Source organism: uncultured Bradyrhizobium sp., assembly GCF_936928535.1.
Lineage (GTDB): Bacteria > Pseudomonadota > Alphaproteobacteria > Rhizobiales > Xanthobacteraceae > Bradyrhizobium.
Genome location: NZ_CAKZHY010000098.1, coordinates 1 through 10134 on the forward strand (window position 1 = coordinate 1; position 10134 = coordinate 10134).

The 10134-nt window shown below is 65.2% G+C and carries 13 protein-coding genes and 1 pseudogene; 1 reads left to right on the forward strand and 13 read right to left on the reverse strand.

Annotated features, from left to right (window positions below):
- From Q0687_RS20140 to Q0687_RS20155, 4 genes and pseudogenes are all read right to left on the reverse strand, one after another.
- Positions 1–631, reverse strand: a pseudogene (locus Q0687_RS20140) (hypothetical protein); the annotation flags it as partial.
- A gap of 151 nt (positions 632–782) precedes the next feature.
- On the reverse strand, positions 783–1283 hold the full coding sequence (locus Q0687_RS20145) for a hypothetical protein (protein WP_298880287.1): 501 nt from the start codon (positions 1281–1283) through the stop codon (positions 783–785).
- A 63-nt stretch (positions 1284–1346) separates the two neighbouring features.
- Positions 1347–2690 (reverse strand): caspase family protein, encoded by a 1344-nt coding sequence (locus Q0687_RS20150; protein ID WP_298880291.1) that lies wholly within the window; start codon positions 2688–2690, stop codon positions 1347–1349.
- The gene (locus Q0687_RS20155) at positions 2690–2947 is read right to left on the reverse strand and encodes a hypothetical protein (RefSeq protein WP_298880733.1); all 258 of its coding nucleotides are present in this window, start codon (positions 2945–2947) and stop codon (positions 2690–2692) included. The genes Q0687_RS20150 and Q0687_RS20155 overlap by 1 nt, the downstream gene beginning before the upstream one ends.
- Here Q0687_RS20155 and cax point away from each other — a divergent pair.
- On the forward strand, positions 2864–3967 hold the full coding sequence (cax, locus tag Q0687_RS20160) for a calcium/proton exchanger (RefSeq protein ID WP_298880292.1): 1104 nt from the start codon (positions 2864–2866) through the stop codon (positions 3965–3967). The genes Q0687_RS20155 and cax overlap by 84 nt on opposite strands.
- Positions 3968–4000: 33 nt before the next feature.
- Here cax and Q0687_RS20165 read toward each other — a convergent pair whose 3' ends face one another.
- From Q0687_RS20165 to Q0687_RS20205, 9 genes are all read right to left on the reverse strand, one after another.
- Entirely contained in the window at positions 4001–4222 is a 222-nt protein-coding gene (locus Q0687_RS20165; protein ID WP_298880295.1) for a hypothetical protein, read from the reverse strand.
- 61 nt (positions 4223–4283) lie between these two features.
- Positions 4284–4460, reverse strand: coding sequence for a hypothetical protein (locus tag Q0687_RS20170; protein WP_298880736.1), 177 nt, complete (start codon positions 4458–4460; stop codon positions 4284–4286).
- Between the two features lie 38 nt (positions 4461–4498).
- Positions 4499–4690 carry a hypothetical protein gene (locus Q0687_RS20175; protein WP_298880297.1) on the reverse strand — a complete coding sequence of 64 codons (192 nt, stop codon included), beginning with the start codon at positions 4688–4690 and terminating at the stop codon, positions 4499–4501.
- 246 nt (positions 4691–4936) lie between these two features.
- A complete protein-coding gene (locus tag Q0687_RS20180; RefSeq protein ID WP_298880299.1) occupies positions 4937–5641 on the reverse strand; it encodes a Crp/Fnr family transcriptional regulator in 705 nt (234 codons plus the stop codon).
- 240 nt (positions 5642–5881) lie between these two features.
- The gene (locus tag Q0687_RS20185) at positions 5882–6109 is read right to left on the reverse strand and encodes a hypothetical protein (protein WP_298880301.1); all 228 of its coding nucleotides are present in this window, start codon (positions 6107–6109) and stop codon (positions 5882–5884) included.
- A gap of 70 nt (positions 6110–6179) precedes the next feature.
- Positions 6180–7238, reverse strand: a complete 1059-nt coding sequence (locus tag Q0687_RS20190) for an alcohol dehydrogenase (RefSeq protein WP_298880303.1) — start codon at positions 7236–7238, stop codon at positions 6180–6182.
- Positions 7239–7263: 25 nt separating this feature from the next.
- Positions 7264–8118 (reverse strand): 16S rRNA (adenine(1518)-N(6)/adenine(1519)-N(6))-dimethyltransferase RsmA, encoded by an 855-nt coding sequence (rsmA, locus tag Q0687_RS20195; RefSeq protein ID WP_298880306.1) that lies wholly within the window; start codon positions 8116–8118, stop codon positions 7264–7266.
- Complete coding sequence (gene pdxA, locus Q0687_RS20200; protein WP_298880309.1) at positions 8118–9128, reverse strand: 4-hydroxythreonine-4-phosphate dehydrogenase PdxA; 1011 nt, start codon at positions 9126–9128, stop codon at positions 8118–8120. The genes rsmA and pdxA overlap by 1 nt, the downstream gene beginning before the upstream one ends.
- The gene (locus Q0687_RS20205) at positions 9128–10072 is read right to left on the reverse strand and encodes a peptidylprolyl isomerase (protein WP_298880310.1); all 945 of its coding nucleotides are present in this window, start codon (positions 10070–10072) and stop codon (positions 9128–9130) included. Before Q0687_RS20205 ends, pdxA begins: the two co-directional genes overlap by 1 nt.
- Positions 10073–10134: the final 62 nt, after the last annotated feature.

Below are 10134 nucleotides of genomic sequence, written 5' to 3' on the forward strand. Positions count from 1 at the left end.
CCCCGCCGATGACGAGCAGGAGCATCTGGAGCGAGCCGGTCGGCTTGTCGGCGGGCGCGTCGGCCGAGGCGAGCGCCACCGGGGCGGGGGATTCGGCCGGCTGCGCGCTCGGCTGCTCGGCCGCCGTTGCGGGGGCAGCTGCCGGCTGCGACGCAGGAGCGGGGGCTGCCGTCGTGGTGTCCGGCCAGCGCGTGGCGACTGCCGGCTGCTGCGCTTCGCTGCTCGTGGTCGGCGCGGGTTGAGTTGGCTGCGCCGGAATCGCTGAGGCAGGCGCGGTTTGTGCGGCGCCGCTCTGCGGCGCGATGTATTCGGCGCGCGCATTCTGCAACGATTGCGGCGGCGACGAATCCGGTTGCGGCGCGCTATTCGCGGTCTGCGCGGTGGTTGCGGCTTTGGGCCCCTCGGCGCGCAAATACCAGCATTGCCGCTTGGTTCCGCGTTCGACGCGATAGTGCCAGTGCTGTCCCTGCGGCGCTGCGCCCTTCGGCGAGGCGATACAATCGCTCGCGGCAGGTGCCGTGCTTGCGGTGGCAGGCGCGCTCGGCGCATTCTGCGAGACAGCGGCCAATGGTGCGCCGACAACAATGCTGCCGACCAGCGCGGATATGAACTTTGCGGTGCGGTTGCCCATCCTGGTCTCCCGATTACGCATGACGCAACTCGTTACCTTCCCTTTCTCACCAAAGAGTTAGGTGGCAATGAGCCGCAAATCCGGAGAGGATGTGGCTTGAATCGGGCCTGCGCGGCGTTCGTTCCAGCGCTAATTCAGGCTTTTTTCGTCTTTACTGCTTGGTTGAGGTCCAGGTTCCGCCGCAGCCGTCGGAGCGGCGCCAGGTGCCGGTCCCGCTGCGGCCGGAGAGGCGGCCTGCACTGGTGAAGGTCACGCCCTGGCCTTGTCCGTGCGTCGAGACCGAGCCGCTTGGGCTTACGGTTCCGCTCACCCCTTCGCCGATCACCCGGCCCGAACTGACCACGACCGCACCGCTGGTCGAGCCACCGCAGCCGACACTGGTGACGGCCCAGGCGCCGTCGAAGCTGCCGCCGCCGCCGCTACCGCCTCCGCCGCCGCGCCGCGACGACGAGCGCGGTTCATCGGCGGCCGGCTTGCTCCGGCGTGCCGACGGTGCGGGCTCCGCGGAACGATCCGATCGCGAGCCGGATAGCGATTTCTCGTCATTGCCGATCGAGCCGCCGGCGCTGCCGGATTGCGCGAAGGCCGAGGATGAGGCGAGGGACAGGACGAGCGCGGCGAGGAAAAAAGGGCGGCTAGTATTGTTCGACATGAGCGAGAAATCCATCATCATGAAAAATCAGCGGCAAGATCGACTGCAAGATCAACTGCAAGATCAACGGCCGGAGCCGTCGGCACAGACCGCACCAATAATGCGGCAAGCTTTGCCAGCCTTGCCGCAATCGTCAAGCGCGGCGTCCTTCGCGCGCTGGACGCTGTCGCGCTGGACCAGCGACCAGGACTTGTCCGAGATCGCGAACGCGCCACAGCTCTTGCCGTAGAAGGACAGCTCGATCGCACATTTGGCGCCGGCGCAATTGCCGCGTGCGTCCGCCACTGCCGCGCGCCGCGAGGCGTGATTCCACGAGATACCCCATTTGTTGGTGTCGGGCCCGTAGACGATCGAGCCCCACGGCTTGAGATCTTCCATCTTGCGCATCCGCAGCAGTAGGCCCTCGGTTGCTTCGCCGGTCGGCGCCATGGCAATGCGCTGTTGAAGCTTCGTGATGGCACGCGTCAGTCCGTCGGGCGTATCAGGATCGAAATTGAGCTCGTAGAGCCGCTCGTTCAACTCGCTGAGCAGCGCGGCGTCGCGCAACGGAACGCGGTCGGGATCGGCGCGGAGGCGCTCCGACGGCAGCGGATCTGCCTGCATCGCCGCGACCTGCGGCGGCGCAGTCTGCGTTGGCGGCACGAAATAGAACGTGCCGTCGATCGGCGAGGACGAGACCCAGGGTTGTTGCGCACCCGCGGTAGCGCGCTTCACGGCGAGGCCGACCTGGTTGAAGGTCTGGAACACGTCGAGGCCTGCGGTGCGTACGGTCGTAGCGAGCGCCTTGGTATAGGGGCTGTGACCGTCGCTGCCGTCCTGGGCGACATTGCCGGGCTGGGTCGCATAGGAGATCAGCGTGCCCTCGGGCGCGCGCATCTGCGCCAGGCCCCCCTCGGAGGAGCGCAGGCCGCGCGAGCCGAAGGGGTTGTTGCGGCAGGCGTCGAGGATGACGAGGTTGAGCCGCGTGCCGGAGCCCTGCATCTGCCGCAGCACCAGGTTGACGTCGGTCATCTGGAAGTCGACGTCGGCCTCGCGCGTCGGATTGGCGCCAACGGGCACGAGATAGTTGGAGCCGGCCACCTGCACGCCGTGGCCGGCATAATAGAACAGCGCAACGTCAGCGCCCTGCACCTGTTTCCCAAAGCTCTGCACGGCGATGTCCATCGCGGCCTTGTCGAGATCGAGCTGGGCACGGCCGCCGACCAGCGTGAAGCCGAGCGAGCCGAGCGTGTCGGCCATCAGGCTCGCATCCTTGGAGGGGTTGTCGAGCGGCGTGATGTTCTTGTAGGCGGAGTTGCCGACGACAAGCGCGATGCGCTTCTCGGCCGATGCCGGTTGTGCGGCGGTGAGCGTGGCTGCGACGAGCGCCGCCAGCATCACGACGCGATTGAAAATTCTCGCGTGCATCAATCCCCCCAAAGCAATGACGCCAGTTTATCAGCTGCATGCGTCGGCGGAAAGCGGTGTGAGGGAGAGCAACGACGGGCATGGGGCAAGCGGCCTGCCTTGACATACATCAAGAGCGGCGGCGGGCTGCCTTGCGAGGTATTGGCGTCGCCGCGTCGTGAGGGGCTGGGGCCATGCATCCGCTGTTCAAGGAAATCCGATCCAATCCTCTGCTCTGGATGCTCGTTTTCGTGCCCATTGTGCTTGTCGTCGAGCATGCCGCCCCATCCTCGCACACGACCTTGTTCGTGCTCTCGGTTCTCGCCATCGTGCCTCTTGCTGCGCTGCTCAGTCAGGCCACGGAGAGTGTCGCCGAAAGGACAGGCGATGCGATTGGCGGCTTGCTCAATGCAACGTTGGGAAACCTCACCGAATTGATCATCGCCATCGCCGCGCTCCAGGCGGGAGAATACATGCTGGTGAAGGCGTCGATTGCCGGTGCGATCGTGACGAACTCGCTTTTCATGCTCGGCGCCTCCTTTCTCCTCGGCGGACTTCGCAATCACGTCCAGGAGTACAATCGCGCCGGGGGCAGGCTGTATGCGTCGCTTCTTCTGATGGCGACGATCGCGCTGCTCGCGCCGGCCGCGGTTGCCGAGCTTGATCTGGCGCGAGGCGAGGTGATGGCGCAGAACCTCAGTGCGGCTCTCGCGGTGTTGCTGATCTGTGCGTATGGGCTGGGACTGTTGTTCTCGCTTCGGACACACAAGGAGCTGTTTGCCAGCGAAGACCATGGCGAATCCGGCAGCGGCGGATGGCCGATCGGACTGGCCGTCGGCACGCTCCTCGTAGTCACAGTGCTGGTAGCGCTGGTGAGCGAGATCTTCGTGAGTTCGGTGCAGAAGGCGGGAGGGACCCTGGGATTGAGCCCGGCCTTTGTCGGTTTCATCATCGTCGCGCTGGTTGGCGCCGCGGCTGAAATGGCGGTGGCATTTTCCGCCGCGCGCAAGAACCGGCTCGACATGAGCGTTAGTATTGCGCTCGGGAGCGCATCTCAAATCGCCCTGTTCGTTGCGCCCGTGCTGGTGCTGCTGAGCTATGTCGTCGGCCCAAAGCCGATGGACTTGCAGTTCTGGCCCGGCGCCGTGACCATGGTCATGATCGCGACCGTGACAGCTTGCTTCATCACCAATGGCGGCCGCTCGGCATGGTTTATCGGCGCCTTGCTTTTGTTTATCTATGCGATCTTTGCCATGACCCTTTACATGGTGCCGCCGGGCTCTCACGGCCAGATTTGACGCTTGCGGCGTCAGTTCGATCCGGGCGAAGGCTCATCGCCACACACGCGCCAGCTTCAGCGCCGACATGCCGAGAACGCCGCTGATCAGCCCCACCATCGCGTAGGATTGCGCGAACACGCCGGTCTGGATGAAAACCTGGCAAGCGATGGCAAAGCAGATCGCGGTGAGGAGCAGGCAGGCGCAGCCGGCGATGATCGTGACATAGCGGATCGCGACGGCGATGGGCCTGGCGGGGGATGCGGGCTCTGTCATGCAGGGGGATTAATATGTGGCGGACGGCGCGCGGCTGCGCCGTCACGCACGGGCAGGAGCATCACTTGCTTGCGCAGCTGTCGACCAGCAGACGCCAGATGCGCTGGATCTCGACGGACCTCTGCATCTCGAGCACGTGGTTCTCGGTTGCACGGGGGGAGGAAGCTACGATGCGGAGTTCGCGCGGCGCGATCCAGCGTTCCGAGATCGGATCGTACCATTTGCCGGGAGTCACCAAGGTCGTATCTCCTCTCCATTCCCCCCAAGTTGCCGCGCCTATCCCATGCGCCGATTGCTGGTGTTCTGGGTGAGGTTGCCGTGGGCCGCCTGTTCACGGATGTTCTGTTTCTCGTCGTCGCGATGACCCTTGGTCGTATCGACGGGTACGGTCGGCACGCTGCCGGCGCCCTTATGGCTCTGGTTCTCGTCGGGAACGGGTTGCACGTTCTTTGTCAGCGGCTTCGTCATGCAGTTCAGACTCCGTCGTTGCCTTGACTGGAAGACAACGCGCTGGACACGCAGGGCGTTCCAGCATCGGATCCGAAGTGATCTTGGATGAGGTGGATCGCGTCGCGCCAACTGGCCCCGTCGCCGGCTAACGCTACGTCATGTCGGCGCGAGGCTGCCGCCGCTTGAACTGGAAAGAAGTGCAGCGGAATTTGGACAATGCAGATCAGGCGACGATGTTCCTGATCGCCTCGATCGGGCGCGCCGTCAGGATACGCCTAGCATTTCGCCGAAATGTCTCTTCACCGCGCTGTTGCAGGCGCACGCGCTGGCTTGAAGAGCAGGGGCGTCAAGGATCAGGATCGCACCCCGACGCGTTGCCAGGATACGCCGTGCCTTCAGCATCTGGATGACGCGGCTGGCATAGCTGCGGGAGACGCCGAGCATGCCGGCGAGTTGCTCGTGGGTGAAGGGAATTTCGTCGCGGCCGATATGCTCCTGCGCCGCGATGATCCATTTCGCTGCACGCTGTTCGATCGAATGCGCGGCGTTGCATGCGGCGGTTTGCAGCAGCTGTGCGAGCTGGCAGTCCGCATAGCGCGCGAACAGATCCCGCAGGCTCGCCGATCGCTGCTGGATCTGCTCGAACGCGCGGAGCGGCAGGCGCTGCGCCGTGCCGCCGACCTTCACGATGATGCGCGCATAGGCCAGCGACGGACCGCGCCCCAGGGGAATGCCGATGGCGCCCTCGCGGCCGACCAGCAGGCTTTCCACCTCGCGATCGTCCTCGACCGGAACTGCGAACGACACGAAAGCGGCGTCGCAAGGGAAGTGGATGGCCGTGATGCTGTCGCCCGCATGATGCAGGATGTGGCTGGCGGGAAGATCGACCGGTTGCAAGTGAGGTGCGAGCAACTCGTAATCATGAGCGCTGAGCCTCTGAAGCAGCTCGTTCTGGGGCCGGCCGATCACGCTTGCTCTCTTGGCTGCCGGGAATCGGCACGGAGAGAACCCTACGTTCCCGCGGGGAAACCGACGGTTCCAAAGTGCACACAAGGGCTTACGGGAAATCGAAAAAGATTGGCGGAAAACGCCAATGCCCGCCTCGTGTTGCCTGTGCGCCACGCGCCGAACTCTGTTCTTGGCCGGAGAACACCGGATATGTCGAAAACGGAACACGTGCCCTGCCTGAGCGCTGATGGCCTGCGGCCACTACCCGAGGCGGGCCTCACGCGCCGCCGATTGGCGGTTCGCGCGCCGGTACGCATCGATCGCCCGGTTGGCGAGCATCAGCGGCCGCCGCTCGCCGGTTCTGAGCTGCGCTTCGATCGCGTCGAGAATGATGTCCGCAGAGACATCAGGCGGCCCGAGCTCGCCGGACTTCTCGAGGAAGCTCCAGGCGATGAAGAATGCGCTCTCGACTGTGCAGCGAATGGACATGCGCTGCCAACGCGGTGCGGCCGAAGCCGTTCCGCGCGCAGCGGCAAGACATCTCGCCGTCGGCGACGACTCAGTTCTTCAGCACGATGCGGCCGACCACCTTGCCGGCGCGCAATTCGTCGATCCATTTCTGGACGTCGCCCATCGGCTCCTCGCGCATCGGCGTCGGCTTGATCTTGCCGGCGCGGGCAAGCGCCATCAGCTCATGCGCCTCGGCAAGCGTGCCGACCATGAAACCCTCGACGGTCAGGCGCTTGTAGACCCATTGCACCATCGGCAGCGTGAACTGGCCGCCCATCAGGCCGGAGACCACGACCTTGCCGCCGCGCGCGGCGACTGCGACCGCAAACGCCATCGACTTCTCGTTGCCGGCGAAATCGACCACCTCGTCGAAGCCGCCATCGGTCTCCTTCAGGATACGCTTGATCACGTCGGGCTCGGACGGATCGTAGGCGTTGGCTGCACCGTTCTTCAGCGCAGTGTCGCGTGCGGCCGGTGACAAATCGGCAACCGTGATCGGCTGCTTGAACATTGCCTGTGCGAACGACAGGCCCATCATGCCGACGCCGCCAAGACCGATCAGCAACAGATTGCGCTGGCGCGGACGGTCGACCAGGCGCTTGAGCGCGCCGTAGGCGGTGACGCCCGAGCACATCAAGGTCGCAGCCTGGTTGACGGGCAGGGGATCGTAATCGAGCAGGTATTTTGCGTCGGGCACCAGCACGTGGGTGGCGAAGCCGCCGTCGATGGAGACGCCGAGGAAGCGCTGCTTGGCGCAAAGATTCTCGTCGCCGTTCTTGCAGTCGCGGCACTGGCCGCAACCGATCCAGGGAAACACCGCCTTCTTCGAACCGACGAGGCCTGCCGGCACGTCAGGGCCGACCTCGTCGACGATGCCGGCGATCTCGTGGCCGAGCGTGAAGGGCAGCGTCATGCCGCGCGTGGTGTCGAGCTTCTTGCCGCCGCCGAGATCGGCATAGCCGTCCTGGATGTGCAGGTCGGAATGGCAGAGGCCGCAGCGCTCGATGCGCACCAGCACCTCGGCACCTTGCGGCTTGGGCGTGTCGACGATGGTCTCGCACAGGGGCGCATCGAACTTGACCAGCGACTGCCGACGCATCAACGCCATATTCCTTCCTCCGAAATTCTTGATGTCAGGCTTCGCTGCGTATATCCGCCAATTCACGCGCCATGGCAACAAAGCCGGAGATAGGGATGGTCTCGGCGCGCCGCGTGGCATCGACGCCGGCAGCTTGCGCTAGTCGCGCGGGATCGACGCCCAGCGATTTCAGGCTCTGCCGCAGCATTTTCCGGCGCTGTCCGAAGGCGGCGGCAGCGACCTGTTCGAGCAGCTTGCGATCGCACGGCAGAGGTTCCGCGCGCGGCACCAGGCGCACGACGGAGGAGGTGACTTTCGGCGGCGGCACGAAGGCGGACGGTGCAATGTCGAACAGGATCTTGGTCTCGCAGCGCCAGTTGGCGAGCACGCCGAGCCGGCCATAGGCGTCCTCGTCCTCACGCGCCACGATGCGCTCGCCGACCTCGCGCTGAAACATCAGCACCATCATGTCGTACCAGGGCGGCCAGGGCTCGATGGTGAGCCAGTTGATCAGAAGCTGGGTCGCGATGTTGTAGGGCAGATTGGCAACGATCCTGGCGCGCTCGCCCGCAAGCAGCGGGCGCGGGTCGAAGGTCATGGCATCGCCATGCACGATCTCGAGCCTGTCAGGGTAGCGCGCGGAAATATCCTGCAAGGCCGGGATCGCACGCTCGTCATGCTCGATCGCGATGACGCGCTTGGCACCGAGGGCGAGCAGCGCCCGTGTCAGTCCACCGGGGCCGGGGCCGATCTCGACAATGACGCTCTCTTCGAGCGGAGCGGCCGCCCGGGCGATGCGCGCGGTCAGATTGAGATCGAGCAGAAAGTTCTGGCCGAGCGATTTGCGGGCCGACAGAGCGTGCTGGCGAATGACCTCGCGCAGCGGCGGGAGGTCGTCGATCGCGCTCATCAGCTGTTCGCGGCCGCCATGCGGCTCGCAAGCTTGAGCGCGGCGATCAGGCTCGCAGGGTTCGCCTTGCCGGTGCCGGCGATGTCGAAGGCGGTGCCATGGTCCGGCGAGGTGCGGATGAAGGGCAGGCCCAGCGTGACGTTGACGGCATCGTCGAACGCCACGGTCTTGATCGGGATCAGAGCCTGATCGTGATACATGCAGACGGCGCAGTCGTAGCTGTTGCGCGCGGCTTCATGGAACATGGTGTCGGCGGGCAGCGGCCCCCTGGCGTCGATGCCTTCGTTGCGCAGCACCTTGAGCGCCGGCGCGATCACGGTCTGCTCCTCATGGCCGAGCGAGCCATCCTCGCCGGCATGCGGATTGAGTCCTGATACCGCGATGCGCGGTTGCGCAATGCCGAAGCGGGACTTCAGCTCGGTCGCAACGATGCGCACCGTCGAGACGATCAGGTCGCTCGTGAGCTGGGTGAGGGCATCGCGCAGCGAGACGTGGATCGTCACCGGCACCACGGCGAGCCGCGGCGACCATAGCATCATCACCGGCTGTGGTGCGCGGCCGTTCGCTCCTGCGAGCTCGGCGAGAAATTCGGTGTGGCCGGGATGGCGGAAGCCGGCGCGGTAGAGCACGCTCTTGGCAATCGGATTGGTGACGACGGCGCTGGCGCGGCCTGCGCGGACATCGGCGACCGCCTCGCGGATCGAGACGAGCGCGGCCGGTGCGCTCGAGGCGTCGGGTTTGCCGGGCTCCGCGGTCGCGCTCTCGCCGGTCGCAACGACGGGCAGGGCGTCGGCAAAGGCGGCCACGGCCTCGCTGGGGTTCACCGAGGCGATCTCGATGTCGGCGCCGAGCGCTTTGGCGCGTCGGGCGATCAGCGCCTCGTCGCCGCGCAGATAGAAGGCGGGCAGGCCGAGCTCGCGGCGCCTGAGCCAGGCGGCGATGGTGATGTCGGGGCCGATGCCGGCGGGCTCTCCGAGCGTGAGCGCGAGGGGCTTTGCGGGAGCGGCCATCAGCGGTTGCGATATTCGATCATCGCCGCTTTACGGAGCTCGTCGAGATAGGCCTTCTGGGTCTTCTCGTATTTCTCCACGTACATCTTGTCGCGGATCTCGCGCTTCTTCGGCGTGTCGATCGTGGTCGGCTTGCGGTCGCACAGCACCACCATTTCGATGCCCGCCTTGGTCACCTCGGGCGCGGTGAGGTGGCCGACCGGGGTGTCGTCGAGCACCTTGCGCAGCGCCTCCGGCAGATCGGCCGTGGTCTTGGTGACGCTCTCGCGAATGGTGGCGTTCGGCGTCGAGCGGAATAGCGAATTGGCTTCCTCGCAGCTCCCGATGCGGGCGCGATAAGTCTCGGCTTCCTTCATCCGCGACTCCTGCAAGCCCGCAGACGAGCCGCGTGGCACGATCAGCACGATCGGCTGCATCTTGTATTCGGTGCCCTCGATCTGGAGCTTCTCGGTGCCCCCTTCGCGCACCTTGTCGGCGACGTCCTTCTCGCCGACGATCAGCTTCTCCTTGAACCGGCCACGTACGAGGCTGGTCCAGACCATTTCGGACTTCATGCGGCTCTTGAGGACGTCAGGACGGATGCCCTTGACCTCGAGCGACTTGGTGAGCTGATCGGGCGTGATGCGCATGCGCTGCGCCATACCCTCATAGGACTGGTTGACGTCGGAGACTGTGGGATCGACGCCGTATTTCTTGCCTTCCTTGAGCTTGATCTTGTCGTCGATCAGCTCGTTGATGACGTCCTGCCGGCTCGGCGTCTTCTGTGTCGTCAGCGTATCGAGCTTGGAGCGCTGCTCGATGTCGTAATCGGTAATGGGGTCACCGTTGACCATCACCACGATGTTCTGCGCCCGGGCCGGTGTGCCGGCGAGGACGAGTATGGCGATCAACACGGCGCCGAGGGCAGGAGTGAGGAGGCGGAAAACAGGCAAGGTGGTCGTCATGGTTGTCGCTCGCATGTCAGCCGAGATGATCCTGCGATAGGGATCGCGCGGCCGGCATTTTG

Excerpts from the sequence above, each read along its gene's own strand:
- Q0687_RS20145 (WP_298880287.1), bottom strand. The coding sequence starts at position 1,283 with ATGTCGAACAATACTAGCCGCCCTTTTTTCCTCGCCGCGCTCGTCCTG.
- Q0687_RS20150 (WP_298880291.1), bottom strand. The coding sequence starts at position 2,690 with ATGCACGCGAGAATTTTCAATCGCGTCGTGATGCTGGCGGCGCTCGTC.
- cax (WP_298880292.1), top strand. The coding sequence starts at position 2,864 with ATGCATCCGCTGTTCAAGGAAATCCGATCCAATCCTCTGCTCTGGATG.
- Q0687_RS20155 (WP_298880733.1), bottom strand. The coding sequence starts at position 2,947 with ATGCTCGACGACAAGCACAATGGGCACGAAAACGAGCATCCAGAGCAG.
- Q0687_RS20165 (WP_298880295.1), bottom strand. The coding sequence starts at position 4,222 with ATGACAGAGCCCGCATCCCCCGCCAGGCCCATCGCCGTCGCGATCCGC.
- Q0687_RS20175 (WP_298880297.1), bottom strand. The coding sequence starts at position 4,690 with ATGACGAAGCCGCTGACAAAGAACGTGCAACCCGTTCCCGACGAGAAC.
- Q0687_RS20185 (WP_298880301.1), bottom strand. The coding sequence starts at position 6,109 with ATGTCCATTCGCTGCACAGTCGAGAGCGCATTCTTCATCGCCTGGAGC.
- Q0687_RS20190 (WP_298880303.1), bottom strand. The coding sequence starts at position 7,238 with ATGGCGTTGATGCGTCGGCAGTCGCTGGTCAAGTTCGATGCGCCCCTG.
- rsmA (WP_298880306.1), bottom strand. The coding sequence starts at position 8,118 with ATGAGCGCGATCGACGACCTCCCGCCGCTGCGCGAGGTCATTCGCCAG.
- pdxA (WP_298880309.1), bottom strand. The coding sequence starts at position 9,128 with ATGGCCGCTCCCGCAAAGCCCCTCGCGCTCACGCTCGGAGAGCCCGCC.
- Q0687_RS20205 (WP_298880310.1), bottom strand. The coding sequence starts at position 10,072 with ATGACGACCACCTTGCCTGTTTTCCGCCTCCTCACTCCTGCCCTCGGC.